Origin of the sequence: Pantoea sp. JGM49, assembly GCF_018257655.1 — a bacterium.
Lineage (GTDB): Bacteria > Pseudomonadota > Gammaproteobacteria > Enterobacterales > Enterobacteriaceae > Pantoea > Pantoea communis.
The window spans coordinates 627,565-648,130 of the sequence record NZ_JAERJM010000001.1 but is presented as its reverse complement, the minus strand read 5'-3'; the positions used below and the strand labels follow the sequence as shown (position 1 = coordinate 648,130).

General features: G+C 52.5%; 16 protein-coding genes. 9 read left to right on the top strand and 7 right to left on the bottom strand.

Annotation, left to right across the window (positions count from 1 at the left end):
* Positions 1-109 precede the first annotated feature (109 nt).
* The 3 genes from umuD (at position 110) to JK231_RS03120 (ending at position 3,198) form a co-directional block, all read left to right on the top strand.
* On the top strand, positions 110-532 hold the full coding sequence (gene umuD, locus JK231_RS03130; RefSeq protein WP_097117057.1) for a translesion error-prone DNA polymerase V autoproteolytic subunit: 423 nt from the start codon (positions 110-112) through the stop codon (positions 530-532).
* Positions 532-1,794: a translesion error-prone DNA polymerase V subunit UmuC gene (gene umuC / locus JK231_RS03125; protein WP_211727966.1), complete on the top strand. Its 1,263-nt coding sequence runs from the start codon at positions 532-534 to the stop codon at positions 1,792-1,794. Before umuD ends, umuC begins: the two co-directional genes overlap by 1 nt.
* 1,239 nt (positions 1,795-3,033) lie before the next feature.
* Positions 3,034-3,198 carry a hypothetical protein gene (locus JK231_RS03120; protein ID WP_211727965.1) on the top strand — a complete coding sequence of 55 codons (165 nt, stop codon included), beginning with the start codon at positions 3,034-3,036 and terminating at the stop codon, positions 3,196-3,198.
* A 482-nt stretch (positions 3,199-3,680) separates the two neighbouring features.
* On the opposite strand, the gene JK231_RS03115 is transcribed toward JK231_RS03120, so the two are convergent.
* Complete coding sequence (locus JK231_RS03115) at positions 3,681-4,073, bottom strand: NirD/YgiW/YdeI family stress tolerance protein (protein WP_097117058.1); 393 nt, start codon at positions 4,071-4,073, stop codon at positions 3,681-3,683.
* 615 nt (positions 4,074-4,688) lie between these two features.
* Between JK231_RS03115 and JK231_RS03110 the strand changes: the two genes are divergently transcribed.
* Positions 4,689-4,889, top strand: coding sequence for a DUF2767 family protein (locus JK231_RS03110; protein ID WP_034821329.1), 201 nt, complete (start codon positions 4,689-4,691; stop codon positions 4,887-4,889).
* A gap of 37 nt (positions 4,890-4,926) precedes the next feature.
* Here the strand turns inward: JK231_RS03110 and nifJ are convergent, their stop codons facing one another.
* Both nifJ and JK231_RS03100 read right to left on the bottom strand, forming a co-directional pair.
* On the bottom strand, positions 4,927-8,454 hold the full coding sequence (nifJ, locus tag JK231_RS03105; RefSeq protein ID WP_211727964.1) for a pyruvate:ferredoxin (flavodoxin) oxidoreductase: 3,528 nt from the start codon (positions 8,452-8,454) through the stop codon (positions 4,927-4,929).
* A 136-nt stretch (positions 8,455-8,590) separates the two neighbouring features.
* A complete protein-coding gene (locus JK231_RS03100; protein ID WP_034821327.1) occupies positions 8,591-9,247 on the bottom strand; it encodes an MgtC/SapB family protein in 657 nt (218 codons plus the stop codon).
* A 188-nt stretch (positions 9,248-9,435) separates the two neighbouring features.
* Between JK231_RS03100 and JK231_RS03095 the strand changes: the two genes are divergently transcribed.
* Entirely contained in the window at positions 9,436-9,708 is a 273-nt protein-coding gene (locus JK231_RS03095) for a DUF333 domain-containing protein (RefSeq protein WP_034821326.1), read from the top strand.
* A gap of 16 nt (positions 9,709-9,724) precedes the next feature.
* Here JK231_RS03095 and JK231_RS03090 read toward each other — a convergent pair whose 3' ends face one another.
* Complete coding sequence (locus tag JK231_RS03090; protein ID WP_211727963.1) at positions 9,725-10,717, bottom strand: 2-hydroxyacid dehydrogenase; 993 nt, start codon at positions 10,715-10,717, stop codon at positions 9,725-9,727.
* A 165-nt stretch (positions 10,718-10,882) separates the two neighbouring features.
* On the opposite strand from JK231_RS03090, the gene JK231_RS03085 reads away from it, so the two are divergent.
* Genes JK231_RS03085 through JK231_RS03075 form a run of 3 tightly spaced genes read left to right on the top strand, consistent with a single transcriptional unit; the run spans position 10,883 to position 14,018 of the window.
* Complete coding sequence (locus JK231_RS03085; RefSeq protein WP_211727962.1) at positions 10,883-13,501, top strand: YdbH family protein; 2,619 nt, start codon at positions 10,883-10,885, stop codon at positions 13,499-13,501.
* A complete protein-coding gene (locus JK231_RS03080) occupies positions 13,498-13,686 on the top strand; it encodes a YnbE family lipoprotein (RefSeq protein ID WP_013509194.1) in 189 nt (62 codons plus the stop codon). The genes JK231_RS03085 and JK231_RS03080 overlap by 4 nt, the downstream gene beginning before the upstream one ends.
* Positions 13,687-13,697: 11 nt before the next feature.
* Positions 13,698-14,018 carry a YdbL family protein gene (locus JK231_RS03075; RefSeq protein ID WP_211727986.1) on the top strand — a complete coding sequence of 107 codons (321 nt, stop codon included), beginning with the start codon at positions 13,698-13,700 and terminating at the stop codon, positions 14,016-14,018.
* 104 nt (positions 14,019-14,122) lie between these two features.
* Here the strand turns inward: JK231_RS03075 and azoR are convergent, their stop codons facing one another.
* On the bottom strand, positions 14,123-14,722 hold the full coding sequence (azoR, locus tag JK231_RS03070) for an FMN-dependent NADH-azoreductase (protein ID WP_034821315.1): 600 nt from the start codon (positions 14,720-14,722) through the stop codon (positions 14,123-14,125).
* 255 nt (positions 14,723-14,977) lie between these two features.
* Between azoR and hrpA the strand changes: the two genes are divergently transcribed.
* Positions 14,978-18,874, top strand: a complete 3,897-nt coding sequence (gene hrpA / locus JK231_RS03065) for an ATP-dependent RNA helicase HrpA (RefSeq protein ID WP_058959774.1) — start codon at positions 14,978-14,980, stop codon at positions 18,872-18,874.
* A 110-nt stretch (positions 18,875-18,984) separates the two neighbouring features.
* Here hrpA and JK231_RS03060 read toward each other — a convergent pair whose 3' ends face one another.
* Complete coding sequence (locus JK231_RS03060) at positions 18,985-19,791, bottom strand: serine protease (protein ID WP_034821307.1); 807 nt, start codon at positions 19,789-19,791, stop codon at positions 18,985-18,987.
* 279 nt (positions 19,792-20,070) lie between these two features.
* Entirely contained in the window at positions 20,071-20,442 is a 372-nt protein-coding gene (asr, locus tag JK231_RS03055) for an acid resistance repetitive basic protein Asr (RefSeq protein ID WP_211727961.1), read from the bottom strand.
* Between the last annotated feature and the right edge of the window lie 124 nt (positions 20,443-20,566).

Here is a 20,566-nt window from a genome sequence, read left to right as displayed (position 1 = left end):
ATTATTCAAGTGTTCTCCTCCTGTTGTTCGGTAAACAGCAAAAATCCTACAACAGCCACCACAACAGGGGAAGACCCTTATACATACAGTGTTTATTGGGATTATTATCATGGAGTTTTTCAGACCATCGGAAATCCGCGCCAATCTGGAGTTGCCGCTTATTATTGCCAGAGTCCCGTGTGGCTTTCCTTCGCCTGCTCAGGACTATGTCGAACAGCGGCTGGATCTTAATAATCTGTTGGTCAGCCATCCCAGTTCGACCTATTTCATCCGGGTCAGTGGTGATTCGATGATCGAGGGTGGTATTAACGATGGCGACATGCTGGTGGTGGACAGCTCCGTCAACGCGGAGCATGGCGACATCATCGTGGCTGCAATTTCTGGAGAGTTCACCGTGAAGCAACTGATGACCCGGCCCGTCCTCCACCTAAAGCCAATGAATGCAGCACATGCCATCATTCCGATTCCCGATGCCGACCAGTTTGAAATCTTCGGCGTTGTCCGGCACTCCATTAAGACGATGGGCCGTTAATGTTTGCCCTGGTGGATGTGAACTCGTTTTACGCCAGCTGTGAAACGGTGTTCAGACCGGACCTGCGTGGCAAGCCGGTAGTTGTCCTCTCTAACAACGATGGTTGTGTTATCGCGCGTTCGGCAGAAGCGAAAGCACTGCAGCTGCCTATGGGGGCACCGTACTTCAAGCTCAAAGACGAGTTCAGGCGTCATAAAGTTCAGGTATTCAGTTCCAATTACGCCTTATACGCAGACATGAGTAACAGAGTGATGACCACTCTGGAAGATATGGCACCCTCAGTTGAAATCTACTCTATTGACGAAGCTTTTATGGACCTGACCGGGATACGTAATTGCCGTGTGCTGGAAGACTACGGGCGGGAAATTCGCGCGCGCGTAAAGCGCGATACGCATCTGACCGTTGGAGTGGGGATAGCACCCACTAAGACGCTCGCCAAGCTGGCCAATCACGCCGCCAAAAAATGGACGAAAACCAGGGGCGTGCTGGATTTATCGAACATTGAGCGCCAGCGCAGGCTGATGGAACTGGTGAAGGTCGAGGATGTGTGGGGAGTGGGCAGGCGTATTAGCAAAAAGCTGAATGCGATGGGCATCATCACCGCGAAGGACCTTTCAGAGCATAGCACGTACATCATCCGTAAGCATTTCAATGTGGTGCTGGAAAGGACGGTGAGGGAGCTGCGTGGCGAACCCTGCCTCGAGCTGGAGGAATTTGCGCCCACGAAACAGCAGATTGTCTGTTCGCGTTCATTCGGTTCCCGCATAACGGAATACCAGGATATGCGTCAGGCGGTGTGTGCTTATGCCGAGCGCGCGGCCGAAAAGCTCAGAAGTGAACGACAATACTGCCGGCAGATAGCCGTTTTCGTCCGAACCAGTCCGCACGCGGTAGGGGAGACGTTTTACGGTAATCAGGCAATGGGCTCGCTGATAACACCCTCCAACGACACGCGGGACATTATCCGCGTGGCCATGGAGTCACTGGATCGCATCAGGCTCGATGGATGCCGCTTTATGAAAGCCGGCGTTATGCTGGGAGATTTCTACAGCCAGGGCGTTTCTCAGCTCAATCTCTTTGACGAATTTAAGCCACAGGCTAACAGTGAAACGCTGATGCGTGTCGTTGACGGCCTTAACCAAAGCGGGAAGGGGAAATTATGGTTTGCAGGACAGGGTATGCAGAAAACATGGGCTATGAAGCGGGAAATGCTGTCGCCGGCTTACACCACCCGCTTTTCGGACCTCCCCGTTGCGAGGTGACATTTTTACTAAATCCTCTTCAACTGCTGCTACCCACAAGCACAACATGTTATGTGGTCGAGTTTCAGGGGCGGACCTGTATCATTGATGAACGACTGCGGCCGGAAGATGGTGATACTGTTTTGCTGGATATGTTAGGGATGTATGAGTGGGGAAACCTATACACACATCCAAACCGGGTAATAACGGATGAAGGAGTGATTCTGGAAGAAGACTTACTGGAAGATATGGCTATCCTTGGCGTAGTTACTCATGAGGTCACGGCCATAAAGGTACAAGATAGATCGCCAATCTGATGCAGTAAATAAAAAGCCCGGGAGAATCCAGTCACCCGGGCGGCATCAATGTATGCCAAACATTTCCAATAAGAGTTGTGTCGTCTAAACAGGGAAGTAAAAGGCGACCTTTTGAAAATAGACTGTAACTGATTAAACGCTAGCGAAGCGGCAAAAAGAATGAGAACAGTTGATGTTTTGAGGTTTGATGATGGCAGGAAGAAGGTGATTCAGTCAGGGGGGCAGTGTAAGAAGGTCAAAAGAAAGACACATAACGATAGATAGGATAATTCGGGTGGAGAATCTTTCGCCTTTTACTTAAGTAATCCGATATTAACGTTAACAGCATGAAATAGACTCTTTAATGAAGTACACAGACTTTGACGCAAAAAAAAGCACAGGATGCCCTTGAGTTCAGCCTGTGCAGAGAGTGTCTAATAATCATTTATCTTTTTTATTGTTCTGCCATGATAAGGCGTTTTACCACATCATGGAAATCCATTGTGCCTGTAGCAGAAAAATTATTGCAAGCAAAAGCACAGTCGTTAGTGCAGGAATCGTCAGGTTTCTCATACGGACCTGTTTTCTCATTCAGGAGGAATTTATTTACCAACAACTGTAGACCATACAGGAAGAAAGACCGCACTACAGGTGAGTTTAATCGTGGGCAATCTTTGGGATAATGATTGTACTTTCTGATATGACGCATCTTACATTGTATCGCATGTAGTGATGCAACCATTGCCAGTTGAGTACAAAAAAACACCCGTCAGGGGCAAGTGAACGTATAGTCAATATGGTTATTGTGCACCACTGTAATTGCCTGAAAATAAAAAACACATAATACTTGCATTGGCTAACAGTCATTCAAAAAGTACAATTGAAGCCGGAAGAATCGCATTGAACCGGACAGAAATGCATTCAAAGGCTAAATTCTCATCAAATGGAAAGGTGCGCTTAATTTATGTACAGCACCTCTGATTTAATACCCTCTTTTCAAAATGCTCCATTAGTGCTCGTTTTAGAAATATTGAAAGATTCAAAAACAGAAGCGTATGAGAATCTCCATTTAAAAGAAAAGCCCGGAGCTGGTGGCGAGCCGGGCCTGCACAAAGAGTGCGAATCATGATCAAACGGAGTTTTATCGATATCACAGGAAAGTGGTAGCGATAAAACAGAGTTTAGACTGTGATAATGGGATTGCATGCGAAGCGGTAAGATTAAGTCATGACTAAGTAAATTTTTTAAGGTAATGCCTGCTTTGCCATAGATAAAACTAAGCAGTGTTAGTGGCCTAACACCATAAAATAATTAGCTTAACCGAGTGAAGTTTACCTCTACACCAGGAGCAAAGTTAAACAATCAAAATCCTTTATTCAGCTTGCTATAGTCAGATTCGCAATCATTAAATAGCAGGTTTGCCATCATGTAATCTAAAGCGGGAGAGATGGACGTTTATTGAAAGTAGTATTGAACTTATTCGGTATGTGCTGAAGGTGTCAGGCTTTCAACCACGGGATTTTATGGATGCACACTCTAGCCGTTTGAGCTAGCGCTAGCTATTAAGGGGTCAGGCCCCTGCCCTTAATGAGCGGGGCCATCGTTTACTTATCAGGGTTCGTCTATACGTGAAACTTTTAAATGCGCATTTTTACCTTTGCCAAACACCTTGCCACTGACGCGGATTTTATCTTCAGAATTGAAGGTTTTGCCTTTAAAGGTAGCCTCTGGAGCGTCAATGTTTACTGTGCCCGTGCTATCACGAAACTGATAAATGTTGCCCTTCACTTTTTTAACAATGTAACCTTCAAGAGTGACATAACCGCCCTGGCGGAAATCTTTTATCAGTGTGATCGGTGTTTCCGCGGTGTCTTCGGATCCTTTATAACCTGCATCTTCTTTGCTCTGAGGAGGTGGTGTTTTACCCGCTTCAAATCCGCCGGTTTCAGCACAAGCGCCAAAACTGAGAGGTAACATTACTGCGAGCCAGGCAACTTTATTCATTTTAATCTCCATTAATGAGGCATCGACTCTAAGCCTGGCACAACTTAGGAAAAATAACTGATGCGCACATAGTTTTGATGTTTCATAAAGATTAATAATGCAGCGATTGTGGGAGCTAACGATCTATTCAGGGAGATAAATGAGGGGCGAAATCAGGGGCAAATATCTTTTTCAGAGCACTAAATGGGGCATTGTCATTGGCGGTCAGTGTAAAACTGCGTACTTATGCAATATTCTAACCGAATGAAATATCAAGGCTATCCATTACTGCCAAGAACTTGTAGTAACTGTCTTATGTCTTCAGATTATATTGTTCTTTTTGGTTACTTCTTGATTTTCTGACATTATTTTCACGCTTGAGAATGAACGCAAGGGTCGTTGGCGGCTGAATAAAGCTTCAGCGGCAATGAACCCTTATGACATGAGTGCGTATGGTACGGATTGCGCAGGCGAATGCCAGTCTGATGTGATCTCTTTTCAAGGATTCCTGCGATAAAACCGCACACTTTGCCAGAACAATATGCCCATTTATTGATCTGGGTAAAGATTGTGCGCATCGCTGCCTGACAGGATGGATGAAGTGTTTTTTTAGTTTCTAAAGGTGAGGAGAGGCAGATGCAAACGTACGACATGGTTTTTGAAGAAGCGTGCCGGCTAGTCGGGCAATGTTATCTCGAGCTGGCACAGCGTGGATCAGCAACAGAAAAAGAGGTGGTAGCGACAGAATTGCGTAATCTGCAACTGCGCTATCGGGAGTTAACCGGCTCGCCCAATCGCGCGGTTGAGATGGCAATTATTCAGCTTCAACCCTGTTAAATCATTAAGCCCGGCCAGCGCGCCGGGCTTAGTTCATTTAGTCACTTTTCTCTACTTTACCGGCCATTTCCGCCAGTCTTTGATAGCGTTGATTGGCGGCTTCGGTTGCATCCTGCCAGATCTGCGCGGCGGCTTCCGGTTCACGGGTTTGCAACTGGCGGAAACGCTGCTCGTTCATCAATGCCTCTTCCAGCACCGAGGTGGGCGGGCGAGAGTCCAGCGCCAGTGCCGCTTTACCTTGTTCTGCACGTCGAGGGTCATAACGATACAGCGGCCAGAATCCGCTGGTGGTCAACAATCGCATCTGCTCATGGCTGTAGGCGAGGTCGTAACCGTGCTCTTCACACGGACTGTAGGCGATGATCAGCGATGGGCCGGGCCAGGCTTCCGCTTCCTGAATCGCTTTCACCGTCTGATTCAACTGCGCGCCCAGCGAAATTTGGGCCACATACACATGCCCATACAGCATGGTGGCAACGCCTAAATCCTTACGTGCTTTGCGCTTCCCTTGCTCGCCAAACTTGGTGACTGCGCCGAGCGGCGTGGCTTTGGAGGCTTGTCCGCCGGTATTGGAATAGCACTGGGTGTCGAGAACCAGCACGTTGACGTTTTCGCTCAGGCTCATCACATGATCAAGACCGCCATAGCCGATGTCATAGGCCCATCCATCGCCTCCAATCAGCCAGACAGATTTCTCCACCAGCGCATCGGCGATAACCCGCAATTCGCCTGCGTGCGCTGATGATGAAGCCGCCAGCTGCTGACGCAGTTCAACGATTTGCTCGCGACGAACAGAGGGCAGGACATTTTCCTCTTTCAATGCTGCCACTAAAGCGTCAGGCAACTGTGGCGCACACTGATCTAACAGACGTAGCGCACGCTGTTTCTGCTGATCAACGCTCAGGCGGAAACCGAGCCCGAATTCAGCATTATCTTCAAACAGGGAATTGGCCCATGCCGGTCCGCGTCCTTCAGCGTTAGTGGTGTAAGGGGTGGAGGGGAGATTACCGCCATATATGGATGAGCAACCGGTGGCGTTGGCAATTAACAGACGATCGCCATACAGCTGCGTCAGCAACTTGATATACGGCGTCTCCCCACAGCCGGAACAGGCGCCTGAATATTCAAAAAGCGGGGTGATCAGTTGTGAGGTGCGAATATCAATGCGTTCCAGCTGTTCCGCCGTGATTTCCGGCAGCGCAAGAAACGCATCGTAATTCACCTTTTCAGTTTCAACATGCTCAAGACGGGATTGCATGTTGATGGCTTTAATCTTCGGGTGCTGGCGATCGCTGGCCGGGCACACTTCGACACACAGATTACAGCCGGTACAATCCTCAGGTGCCACCTGCAACACGTATTTCTGGCCGCGCATATCGCGTGATTTGACGTCGAGAGAAGCGAGTGATTCAGGCGCGGAGTCCATGGCTTCAGGCGCAACGACTTTAGCGCGAATCGCCGCGTGCGGGCAGGCTGCTACGCAGTGATTACACTGCGTGCACAGGTCGGGTTGCCAGATGGGGATCGCTTCGGCGATGTTGCGTTTTTCCCACTGTGTGGTGCCAACGGGCCAGGTGCCGTCTGGCGGCAGTGCGGACACCGGCAATTTGTCGCCTAATCCTGCCAGCATGGCGGCGGTGACGGTTTTGACAAAATCCGGTGCGCTATCGGATACCACCGGCGGGCGGTGCGGGCTTTGCTGATCAACCGCCTGTAGCGGCACCGCTTCCAGCGCCTGTTGAGCCATCGCCAGCGCCTGCCAGTTACGCTGCACCAGCTCCTCGCCTTTACTGCTGTAACTGCGTGCAATGGCGTTTTGCAGTTCGGTTAATGCACTGTCGCCGGGCAAAATCTGCGTCAACTGGAAGAACGCCATTTGCATCACGGTATTAATGCGCGCACCGAGCTGGCATTCACGCGCAATACGCGCCGCATTGATGACATAAAACCGCGCCTGCTTGTCATTAAGCTGGCTCTGCACTTCCTGCGGCAGGCGTGACCAGACTTCATCAGCGGCATAAGGCGTATTCAGCAGAAAAATGCCGCCCGGTTTCAACTGGTCAAGCATCGAATATTTATCAATAAATTGCAGTTGATGACAGCCAATAAAATCAGCCTGTTGCACCAGATAAGCCGACTGGATGGGATGTTCACTGACGCGCAGATGGGAAACAGTCAGGCCGCCCGCTTTTTTCGAGTCATAAACGAAATAGCCTTGCACGTGCCACGGCGTGGCATTGCCGATGATCTTCAGGTTGTTTTTGCTGGCGCTCACGCTGCCGTCACTGCCGAGGCCGTAAAACAGCGCTTCCAGTCGCGCCCGGTTCGGCACGATGTTGGCCTCCATCGGCAGCGATAAGTGCGTGACATCATCATAAATACCCACGTTGAAACGCGCAGGCGGTTGTTCACGCTGCAGCGCACGGAACACAGCGAGCACGGCATCAGGGGCAAACTCTTTCGATGACAGACCGTAGCGTCCGCCGATCACTTTCGGCAGGGTCGGGCGTTCACCCCGGCTAAAGGCCTCAGCCAGTGCGGTCATCACATCCAGGAACAGCGGTTCACCCAGTGCGCCGGGCTCTTTGGTGCGATCCAGCACCGCCACGCGCTGAACCGAAGCAGGCAGCGTTTTGATCAGATGCGCCGCTGAGAACGGACGATAGAGGCGCACTTTCACCAATCCGACCTTTTCGCCGCGCTGCAACAGAACATCAATCGCTTCTTCGGCGGTGCCGCAGCCCGACCCCATCATCACTATCACGCGCTCAGCCTGCGGATGACCATAAAACTCAAACGGCTGATACTGGCGACCGGTGTTAGCGGCAAACGCGTCCATAGCGGCTTCAACATGGCCGGTGCAGGCGTCATACCAGCGATTAGTGGCTTCGCGTGACTGGAAATAGGTATCAGGATTGGCGGAGGTGCCGCGAATGGTTGGACGATCCGGCGTCAATGCGCGTGCACGATGTTCTGCGATCGCTTGTGCTGGCATCAGTGCTTGCAGGGTTTCATCGCTAATAGGAACGATTTTGTTGATTTCATGTGAGGTGCGGAAACCGTCGAAGAAGTGGATAAAGGGCACGCGGCTATTGAGTGAAGCCATCTGAGAAATCAACGCGAAATCCTGCGCTTCCTGCACGCTGGAAGCACACAGTTGTGCGCAACCGGTCTGGCGCACCGCCATCACATCAGAGTGATCGCCAAATATCGACAGCGCATGCGTGGCAACAGTTCGCGCAGCAACATGCAGGACAAACGGTGTCAGCTGCCCGGCGAGTTTATACAGCGTCGGGATCATCAGCAGCAGGCCCTGCGATGACGTGAACGTGGTGGAAAGGGCGCCGGTTTGTAACGCACCGTGCACGGTAGCAATCGCGCCGCCTTCTGACTGCATCTCCACCACGCGAGGGATATCACCCCAGATATTGCGGCGACCTTCGCCAGACCAACTGTCGGCCAGTTCCGCCATGGTGGAACTGGGCGTGATGGGATAAATGGCGATCACTTCACTGGTGCGGAAAGCGACCGAAGCCACCGCACCGTTGCCGTCGACGGTAATCATAAATCGTCCTTTGCTACGCTGAGAAACCCGAAACTTTACGGGGGTAATAATTCACTTTAGCAAAGCAATTTGGTTGGACTTTTTCATCTGTGTGGTGGCGACAGGTGAGCGCACTGCCATCTAAGGTTGTTGGTTTTTACATCATTTCTAATGATTGAACGCCTTTGATTTCCATCACTTTATCGTAGATGGTGTGAATAGCGGCACTGCGTGACAATGTCACCTCAACGCTGAGTTCACACAGGCCATTCTCCTCATCCCGATTTACCACAGCAATGTGACCGTAACGGATATTCTCGCGTTGCAGCACCAGCAACACCAGCGGCACGCTTTTGGGTTTAAGGTGCACCATTAGCGTGTGATGGCGGCCAATCAGCCAATGACTGATGCGACGGAAAGTTTCTAACACCACCAGCGCTAGCACCGTGCCATAAATACCGATTTCATACATGCCGCTACCAATCACCAGGCCAATCGCGGCGGTGACCCACAAACCTGCGGCGGTGGTTAAACCCTTGACCACTTGTTTTTGGATGATGATGGTACCGGCGCCGAGGAAGCCCATCCCACTCACCACCTGTGCGGCAATTCGGCTGGGATCCAGCGCCACGTGATCACTATCAAGCATGTCCGCGAAGCCATACTTCGACACCAGCATAAACATGGCACTGCCAATACCCACCAAAATGTGGGTGCGTAATCCGGCCTCTTTGGCGCGCATCTGACGCTCGAGGCCAATCAAACCACCTAAAATGCCGGCGAGCGCAATACGGATCAACATGTCTGTTAGCATGATTCCTCCTTATGCATTGATAAATAGGATTGTTTCGGTGAAAAAAGGCTGATCAGGTCCAATCAGGATAATTCTGCTTGCAAAAGGCGATAAAAAAATTTGTAAAAAGCTGTGTCGCCTATCGATCCCTTAACGCACCTGACATATGCTGGGGGCTCTTTTACGCCCAACTCCCCGGAGCCCGACCGATGAAAGCCGCTACCTTACTGCTGGCCGGTGCAGCACTGTTACTTTCTGCCTGCAGCAGCAACAGTGATGACGAACCACCACAACAGGCTACCGCAGCACACGTTCAACCGCATGTTGTTATGGCATCTATGGCCGAAGTGAATTGCAGTAATGCCGGGGGAACATTGGCGTTTTCACGCCAGCTGGATGGATCGCGTATTGGCATGTGTCAGTTAGCCAATGGCCGTCGTTGTGACGAGCAGGCGCTGATGGGTGGACAGTGCGCCCGCTGAGGCAGGCGCCACATCTTTACGCTTTCACCTGATTCGGGCAGTCTTCGCCACGTTCAAGCTGCTGTAAATTGCTGAGCGTGGTTTCGGAAATCGCCGTCAGGGCTTCGGCAGTCAGGAATGCCTGATGGCCGGTGAACAACACGTTATGGCAGGCTGACAGGCGACGGAACACATCGTCCTGAATCACATCGTTCGATTTATCTTCAAAGAACAGATCGCGCTCATTTTCATACACATCCATACCGAGTGAACCTATCTTTTGCTGCTTCAGCGCATCAATGGCTGCCTGTGAGTCGATCAGGCCACCACGGCTGGTGTTGATGATCATCACCCCATCTTTCATTTGATTAAAGGCTTGTGCATTGAGCAGATGATGATTTTCAGGCGTCATTGGGCAATGCAGCGTAATCACATCGGATGCGGCAAACAGCGTTTTCAGATCGACATACTCGGCACCCAGTTCGAGTGCAGCAGCACTTGGATAAGGATCGAACGCCAGTAAACGCATGCCAAAGCCTTTCAGGATGCGCATGGTCGCCACACCGATTTTACCGGTGCCAATCACACCCGCCGTTTTGCCGTGCATATTGAAACCGGTCAGGCCATCCAGCGAGAAGTTAGCATCACGCGTGCGTTGATAGGCGCGGTGAATGCGGCGATTCAGCGTCATCATCAACCCCACCGCGTGTTCAGCCACCGCTTCCGGCGAATAGGCCGGTACGCGTACCACCTGCAAACCGAGGGCGGCAGCCGCTTCAAGGTCGACGTTATTAAATCCGGCACAGCGCAGCGCGATGGTTTTCACACCCAGTGCCGCCAGCTCCTCCAGCACCCCTTTACTGCCATCATCATTAACGAAAATGCACACCACATCGCAGCCCGCCGCATTTTTGGCCGTGGTTTCGCTCAGCAGGAAGTCAAAGAACTGCAGCTCAAATCCAAAGCTGGCATTGACGTGTTCAAAGTATTTCTGGTCATAGTGTTTGGTGCTGTAAACCGCAACTTTCATTATTTCGCTCCTGAAAAATGCAACGTCGGTATCATCACAGAATAACGTTTTCTGCATCATTTTGCTGATCTTCAGCCAGGCTATATAGCTAACACCTTCATTTGCCGGGCATAACATGACATCATCTCCGTCAGGATTGCGTAAAGAACAGGATAGTTAACTGCCATGTCGCGGGGCCTCCGTCGAACACTTGCTGCGCTACTGGCGCTGATATTGCTGCTGTTGGGATTACTGCTGACGCTGACGCAATGGTTGCCGCGTCTGGCGGGCATCTGGCTGCCGGAAAATACCCGCGTTGAGCTCAATGGTTCACCGCGCTGGCACAACGGCGGCGTGCATTTTCCGGCGGTAAGCTATCTGGCTGGTGACTGCGAGCTGGCGAATGTCAAAGATGTCGCGCTGGGTTGGCAACATAAACGCTGGCAGCTCAGTGCACAGGCCGTACAGCTCAACAGTGAATGCCTGCAAGCCCTGCCACAGAGCGATTCCAGCGGTGCACCGCGCAGTCTGGCCGAATGGCAACACATGTTACCGGGTGCCGATATCCATCTGGAGCAACTGACTATTTTACCCTGGCAGCAATATGCCGGCCGTTTTGATCTCAGCCTCGATAAAAGCGTCCAGCAGTTACATTATCAGGGCGATAACCTTCAACTAGATGCACGTTTGCAGGGGCAGCAACTGCAGATCGCACAACTCCAAATCAGTCATCCTTTGCTACCAAAACCGCTCGATTTGCACGGTGATCTTACGCTGCCCACCTTTGCTAACGGTTTGCCGGTGGCGGGTGAACTCAGCGGTGCTGTCAATCTGACGCAGTGGCCGCAGCCGCTGGCGATGACGCTTAACTGGCAGCAGCAGCAAGGCACGCTGGTGATTAATCAGCAGGGTGACGATCAGCCGTTGTTGCAGTTACCGTGGCAGGTCGATGCGCAGCAGATACGTATCACTCAGGGACATTGGCGCTGGCCGCAAGCCGATCAGCCGCTGTCCGGTGGTTTGGCGCTCACCCTCGACAACTGGCAGCAGGGGCTGGAAAACACCCAGATCAGTGGTCGGTTTAACCTGCTAACTCAGGGACGCGGGGGCAAGGGTAACCTGGTGCTGAGTGTCGGGCCGGGCACATTGAGCCTTACCGACAGCGCGTTACCGTTCCAGCTGACCGGCGAAAGTAAGTTTGCCGACCTGCAGTTGTTCGGCAGCATGCCGGGCATATTGCACGGCATGTTGACCGATCCACAAATCACGCTTAAACAAGGTGCACTGCTGCGTTTGCGCGGTCGATTACTGTCGACGCTGGAAGTGGATGAAACGCGCTGGCCACTGGCAGGCGTCACCGTTGGCTCGCGCGGTATTAATGGCCGCCTGCAGGCCATCTTGAAGGCACACGATCCCAACTTCGGTCGCTTTACGCTGCATCTGGATGGTCGCGCCAGCGATTTCTGGCCGGACAGTGGGCGCTGGAACTGGCGATACTGGGGTGATGGATTGATGCAGCCGCTCAATGCCAAATGGGATGTGAAGGGCACGGGCAGCTGGCAGGATACGTTAATCAGCCTGGACACACTCAATACCGGCTTTGATCAATTAGCCTATGGCATGGTGCAAGTCGACAAACCGCGCCTGACCTTAACCGCACCGGTTCGCTGGCAACGAGACGTCGCGCGTCCGGCTTTCAACGGGGGTTTTACCCTGAAATCTGGTCAGACGCAGTTTAGCTATGGCGGCTGGCTGCCGCCTTCAGAACTGAGTTTTGAGGCCAAAGGCAGCGATCCGAGTCGTTTTATCTGGCGCGGTCAGTTAACTGCTGAAGATATCGGCCCGGTAAGGGTACACGGGCGCTGGGATGGTGAACGTTTGCGCGGTGAAGCCTGGTGGCCAGCTCAGTCACTGACGGTGTTCCAGCCGTTGCTCAGTAGCGATTTGAAGATGCGCATTCAGTCAGGTGAACTGAGAGCGCAAATGGCGTTTTCTGCGGCGTCGAAACAGGGCTTCGAAGCCGGTGGTTTCTGGGCAGTAAAAAAGGGCAGCGTGTGGATGCCGGACAGTGAAATCAATGGCATCGACTTCACGCTGCCGTTCCGTCTCAAGGATCACCAATGGCAGTTAGGGCGTCGCGGTCCGGTTTCACTGCGCATCGCTGAAGTCAAAAACCAGTTTGCGTTGCAGAACATCACTGCCGATCTGCAGGGCCACTATCCATGGCAAGAGCGCCAGCCGTTGACGCTCAGTAACGTGAATCTCGATCTGTTAGGCGGCCATGTCAGCATGCCTGAACTGCGCATGCCGCAGCATGAACCCGCGCGCGTTTCGCTGCGTGAAATCAACCTCAGCAAGCTGATTACGGCGATCAAACCCAAGCAGTTCGCCATGTCGGGCAAAGTGAATGGCGAGCTACCGCTATGGGTGAATAATCCGCAATGGCTGATTGAGAAGGGCTGGATTGCCAACAGCGGCCCGCTGACCTTCCGCATGGATAAAGATATGGCGGATGCCATCGTCAGTAATAACTTTGCCGCGGGTGCCGCCATGGACTGGCTGCGCTACATGGAGATTTCCCGTTCGTGGGCCACTTTGGACCTCGATAACTTCGGCAATCTCACGATGCAGTCCGAAGTGAAAGGCACCAGTCAGTTTAGTAATCGCCGACAGTCGATTAACCTCAACTATCGGCATCAGGAAAATCTGTTCCAGCTGTGGCGCAGCCTGCGCTTTGGCGATAATTTGCAATCCTGGGTGGAACAAAATGCCACTCTGCCATCAAAGAAGGATCCCCAACCATGAGCCTCAGGGCATTGCTGGTGTTGGCAGCTGGGCTGCCGCTGATCGGTTGCGTGCCGCGCATTGAAGTGGCGGCACCGAAAGAGCCGATCACCATCAATATGAACGTGAAGATCGAACATGAAATCCACATCAAGGTCGATAAAGATGTGGAAGCGTTGCTGAAAAACCAAAGCGGCCTGTTTTGAGGAGCGGCATGATGAAATCGAAAGCGATGGCATTGTTGCTGGTGCTGCTGCTGGTGCCTTCAGCGTGGGCGCTGACGCTGGACGAAGCGCGGCAGCAGGGGCGCGTGGGGGAAACACTCAGTGGCTATGTGGCGGCGCGACAACAGGATGATGAAACCCTGGCGTTGGTGAAACGGATTAATGATGGCCGTATGCAACAATATAAGCGCGTCGCGCAGCAGAACAATCTGAGCACCAGTGAAGTGGCACGTATCGCGGGCGAAAAGCTGGTGAGTCGCGCAGGCAGTGGAGAGTATGTGCGCGGTATCAACGGGCAGTGGTTACGTAAGTAAAACCCATCATTATCTGAGTCACAGCCATAAAAAAGCCGGGCACTCAGGCCCGGCAAAGATGGCATCATACCCATTATTCTCGGGTATTCATCACGTTCTTAAGATTACGCAGCAACAATTTGCTTGATGGCGTCTTTCGCGTCGTTAGCCGCTTTGGTCGCCACTTCTGGACCATAAGCAATACCTTCAGCGAACACGAAGTTCACATCGGTGATGCCGATGAAGCCCAGGAACAATTTCACGTATGGGGTCAGCAGATCCGTTGGGGTATCTTTGTGAATACCGCCACGGCTTGACAGGATCACGGCACGTTTACCGGTGACCAGACCTTCCGGGCCTGCTTCGGTGTAACGGAAAGTCACGCCAGCACGCGCAATCAGGTCGAAGTAGTTTTTCAGCTGAGTAGGGATGTTGAAGTTGTACATTGGCGCAGCAATAACCACAGTGTCATGCGCTTGCAGTTCTGCAATCAGCTCATCAGACAGCGCCAGGGCTTCCTGCTGACGTGGAGACAGCGGAGCATCAGAAGGACGCAGTGCACCAACCAACTCGCCATCCAGAACGGGAATTGGCTGAGCAGCCAGATCGCGAACAGTCACTTCATTACCTTTGGCGCGCGCTTCTTCAGCGTAGAAGTCAGCCAGTTGGTTTGACTGAGAGTAACCGGCCAGAATGCTTGATTTCAGAACTAAAACTTTGCTCATGGTGTTTTCCTGTGCGTTACGCGGTTGGCTTACCGCTCAATGCGTTACACTCTACGGAGATCCTCCGCGAGGTAAAAGCGCAATATTTCGAGACCTATGTTCGAAATTATTGAATAAGGTCGCACGTCCGGTCAGGTGAGGTTGTCCAGAGTGTGCTATTATGCCGGGCAATAATTGATTGAATCCGCCGGGAAATTTCAGCCGGCATCGAGCGCACTTTGCCAGGCTCGCCGCGACCACAGGTAACACACCACTATGTCATCATCCGTCACTTCCCCTTTGGCCCCACTCTGGACGCGGCTCGATAATCTGATGCTGCGCGACCGCCAGCGCTTGCAGCGCCGTTTGCATGGCGCAGCGAAGGTGAAAAATCCAGCCGCGCAGCAGGGCATTGCAACAGAACTAGAAGCCGAATTTGCTGCCGCTGAACTGCGCATTGCACAGCGCACGGCGGCCACGCCACGCATCACCTTCCCGGAAAATCTGCCGGTCAGTCAAAAGCAGCAAGAAATAGCCGAGGCGATTCGCGATCATCAGGTGGTGATTGTGGCCGGGGAAACCGGTTCAGGGAAAACCACCCAGCTACCGAAGATTTGTCTGGCGCTCGGGCGTGGTGTCAAAGGGTTGATTGGTCATACGCAGCCGCGCCGTCTGGCGGCACGTACCGTTGCCAATCGTATTGCCGATGAGCTGGAAACCTCGCTCGGCGGCACTATCGGCTATAAGGTGCGCTTTAACGACCAGGTCAGCGACACGACGCAAGTGAAGCTGATGACCGACGGTATTCTGCTGGCGGAAATCCAGCAGGATCGTCAGTTGTTGCAATATGACACCATCATCATCGATGAAGCGCACGAACGCAGTTTGAACATCGATTTTCTGCTGGGATATCTGCGTGAGCTGCTGCCGCGCCGTCCCGATTTGAAAGTGATCATCACCTCGGCGACCATCGATCCGCAGCGTTTCTCTCGCCACTTCCATAATGCGCCGGTGATAGAAGTCTCAGGCCGAACCTATCCAGTCGAAGTGCGCTACCGCCCAATGGTGGAAGACGCTGACGATACCGACCGCGATCAGCTGCAGGCGATTTTTGACGCGGTCGATGAGTTAGGTCACGAGAGCCGTGGCGATATCCTGATCTTTATGAGTGGCGAGCGTGAAATTCGCGATACCGCCGATGCGCTGATGAAGCGCGATATCCCGCACACCGAAATCTTACCGCTGTATGCGCGGCTGTCGAATGCCGAACAGAACCGGGTGTTCCAGTCACACAGTGGACGCCGCATCGTGCTGGCCACCAACGTGGCCGAGACTTCACTCACCGTACCGGGCATTAAATACGTTATCGATCCCGGTACGGCGCGCATTAGCCGCTACAGCTATCGTACTAAGGTGCAGCGCCTGCCGATCGAGCCGATTTCTCAGGCATCCGCCAATCAACGTAAAGGGCGTTGCGGACGTGTGTCGGAAGGGATCTGTATCCGTCTCTACTCTGAAGACGATTTCCTCAGTCGTCCGGCGTTTACCGATCCGGAAATTCTGCGTACCAACCTGGCGTCGGTTATCTTGCAAATGACGGCGCTCGGCCTGGGCGATATCGGCGCATTTCCGTTTGTCGAAGCACCCGACAAGCGCAATATTCAGGATGGCGTGCGCTTGCTGGAAGAGTTGGGCGCTATCACGCTAAGTGAGGATGAAACCTACAAGCTGACGACGTCTGGCCGCCAGCTGGCGCAATTGCCAGTCGATCCGCGTCTGGCACGCATGGTACTGGAAGCGCAAAAATTTGGCTGTGTGCGTGAAGCGATGATCATCACTGCGGCCTTATCGATTCAGGATCCGCGCGAGCGCCCAAGTGATAAACAGCAGGCATCCGATGAAAAACATCGGCGTTTTGCTGACAAAGAGTCGGATTTCCTCTCATTTGTGAATCTGTGGAATTATCTGCAGGAGCAGCAAAAAGCGCTGTCGGGCAATCACTTCCGGCGTCAGTGTAAAACCGACTTTCTCAACTATTTGCGCGTGCGTGAATGGCAGGATATTTACACGCAATTGCGTCAGGTGGTACGCGAACAGGGTATGCCGGTTAACAGCGAACCCGCGCCCTATCGTGAAGTGCACTGCGCTTTACTGACCGGATTACTGTCGCATATTGGTCAGAAAGACAATGAGAAGCAGGAATTCACCGGCGCGCGTAATGCTCGCTTCTCCATCTTCCCAGGATCCGGTCTCTTTAAGAAGCCGCCGAAGTGGACCATGGTGGCGGAACTGGTGGAGACCAGCCGGTTGTGGGGCCGTGTGGCTGCGCGTATCGACCCGGAATGGATCGAACCGCTGGCGCAGCATCTGATTAAACGCAGCTACAGCGAACCGCACTGGGAGAAAGCCCAGGGCGCGGTAATGGCAACAGAGAAAGTCACGCTGTATGGCCTGGCAATTGTGCAGGCGCGAAAGGTCAACTATAGCCGCATTGATGCGCCACTCAGTCGTGAGCTGTTTATCCGCCACGCGCTGGTGGAGGGCGACTGGCAGACGCGTCATGCGTTTCTGCGCAACAACCTCAAATTGCGCAGTGAAGTGGAAGATCTGGAACACAAATCACGTCGTCGTGACATTCTGGTCGATGATGAAACGTTGTTTGCTTTCTACGACCGCCGCATTGGCGCTGACGTGGTCTCCGCACGCCACTTTGATAGCTGGTGGAAACAGGCGAGCAAGGACAATCCTGACCTGCTGAGTTTTGATAAGCAGATGCTGATCAAAGATGGCGCGGATAAAGTCAGCCAGCTCGATTACCCGAATTTCTGGCATCAGGGCAATCTGAAGCTGAAACTGAGCTATCAGTTTGAGCCCGGCGCGGATGCCGATGGTGTGACCGTTCACATTCCGTTGCCGTTGCTGAATCAGGTTGAAGAGGGTGGTTTTGAGTGGCAGATCCCCGGTGTCCGCCGTGAGTTGGTGATTGCACTGATTAAATCGTTACCAAAACCGACGCGCCGTAATCTGGTGCCTGCACCGAACTACGCAGAAGCTTTCCTTGGTCGTGTAAAAGCGATGGAGTTACCGCTGCTGGATGCGCTGGAGCGCGAGTTCCGCCGCATGACCGGGGTGACCATTGATCGTGAAGCCTGGCAGTGGGATCAGGTGCCCGATCACCTGAAAATGACCTTCCGCATTGTGGATGAACACAATCGCAAGCTGCAGGAAGGCAAAGATCTGCATCAATTAAAGCAGGTATTGAAAGGTAAAGTGCAGGAAACGCTGTCGAAAGTCGCAGACGATGGGCTGGAGCAGAGCGGACTGCACATCTGGAGCTTTGGTGATTTGCCGCAAAGTTACGAGCAGAAACGCGGCAGCTATCAGGTTAAAGCCTGGCCCGCGCTGGTCGATGAGAAAGACAGTGTCGCCATTCGCCTGTTCGACAACGAGCTTGAGCAGCAAAAGATGATGTGGCGAGGCCAGCGTCGCCTGCTGCTGCTGAACATCCCGTCGCCAATCAAGTATCTGCATGAGAAACTGCCCAACAAAGCTAAACTCGGCTTGTACTTCAATCCTTACGGCAAAGTGCTGGATTTGATTGATGACTGCATCGCTTGTGGTGTCGACAAACTGATGGCGGAAGCGGGCGGTCCGGCATGGCAACAGGAGAATTTCGAGCAACTACGCGACAAAGTGCGTGCTGAATTGAACGAAACTGTGGTGACGATTGCCAAACAGGTCGAGCAGATTCTGACCAGCGTGTTCAATATTAACAAGTTCCTGAAGGGGCGTGTCGACATGACGCTGGCGCTGGCACTGTCTGATATTAAAGCGCAAATGAGTGGTCTGGTATACCGCGGCTTTGTCACCGGTAATGGCTATCAGCATCTGGGCGATACGTTGCGCTATTTGCAGGGCATCGAACGCCGCCTTGAAAAACTGCCGACTGACCCTTACAGCGATCGTGCGCGCATGCTGAAAGTGCAGGCCACAGAGCAGGCGTGGCAAGCATGGCGCAATAAACTGCCCCCGCAGCGTCAGGATGATGCTGAAGTTCAGGCGATCCGCTGGATGCTTGAGGAGTTACGGATTAGCTATTTTGCTCAGCAGCTGGGCACACCTTATCCTATCTCTGATAAGCGTATTCTGCAGGCGATGGAACAGATTAGCTGAGTCAACAAAAGCACAGAGGCGCTATTTCTGCGCCTCTGTGAGTGAAATATCGCTGACTGCGCATGAAACTCCCTGGCGCGAAGAAGGTGAGCGATTCTGTGGCGAAAATCTTATTTCGCCAGCTCTTCCAGACTGTCTTTAAACGACGTCACCGCGATGGCACGGTTATCCGCGCGATAACGGTCCGCCGGTGCGGGTGCAGAGCTTTGCACCGCAATCAGTTTCCAGCCATCACCACTTTTCAGTAGCAGCGGCGATCCGCTGTCGCCTGGCAACGTATCACATTGATGAGACAGCACCGCGCGTTGCGCCCAGCCGGTAATCAGGCAGTCGCTGTGAGAATAGAGCGTGTCGAGGTGATCAGCCGGGTAACCGGCTTGTGTCACTTTGCGTTCGGTGGTTTTCAACGCATCGGTTAAATCGCTACGTGAGCCGTCAAATAAGGGGATGGGTACGATACCCGACGGCGGATTATGCAAAATGACCAGCCCGTAATCGTAAGGTGCCGCGCCCGGTGGCACGATCCAGCCCTCACCATCGGCCTGTAGCCTGCGCGCCAGTGAAGGTTCTACACGCGCATCAATATCATGTATTTCGTAACGCCAGCCTTTAGCACCTGACATAAAACGCAGCGCCACCGGTTTATCAAATTTACCCGGAGGGGCGAGCAGGCAGTGTCCAGCGGTTAATGCCAGATGGGCGGATATCAGGGTGGCCGTGCAGAGGTTGCCACTTTCGGTCTCCAGTTGGCCAATGGCATCCCAGGGAGCGGCACTCACATCCGTAATGGCTTTGCGGTGGTCTTTGCCAAAAAATAGCGTCTTGATGTCTTCCGGGCTTGGCCCATCTTCATCATCGGCATGTGCTGCGAGGTTAAAACTGAAAATACCAACAAGTAACAGGATAGCCAGGCGCATAGTTCTCTCAATGGCGAGAATAAGAAGTGGTTATTGTCATCACGCTTGAGCGATAACTATAGTCGGAGAGCGGGAAAAAAGGGAGAAATATTGGAGTAATCAGCACGCTACAACGACTAGATAAAAAAGCTGGCTGCAACAATGCCGCACAGGATCATCACAATCAGGATAATTTCGAAGCGATAGCGACGCACCATTTTTCGCTACTCCAGTAAATAAACACCCGGCATAACCGGGTGTTTTCAATCGTTAATGCGGTGTTGGCGCTAAGAGGCCGACTTATTTAGCCGCTTTTTTCACTTTGTGGTGCTTTTTAGCAGCCTGAGCTTTCTGTGCAGCTGGTTTAGTTACTTTTTTGTGGTGCTTTTTAGCAGCCTGGGCTTTCTGTGCAGCTGGTTTGGTTGCTTTTTTGTGGTGCTTTTTAGCAGCCTGAGCTTTCTGTGCAGCTGGCGCTTTCTTCTCTACTTTTTTGTGTTTCTTAGCTGCCTGCGCTTTCTGGGCAACTTTCTTATGATGAACCGCTTTATGTTTAACAGGTGCTGCGGTAGTGGTAGCGGCAGCAGCCGGAGCAGCTGTAGTGGTCTCAGCAGCGAAAGCAACAGAAGACATACCCATAGCAGCGGCGATCACCAGTGCAACTAATTTTTTCATCGCAAAATCCTCGAACTATTTTTTCATGTGTAGCCCACTGCGGGGCCGGTGAAAGAACTATATGAAAAACAATTCAGTCTTTCCGTGAGGCATTGGTATCGGCGTGTAACGGAATGTACAAAGG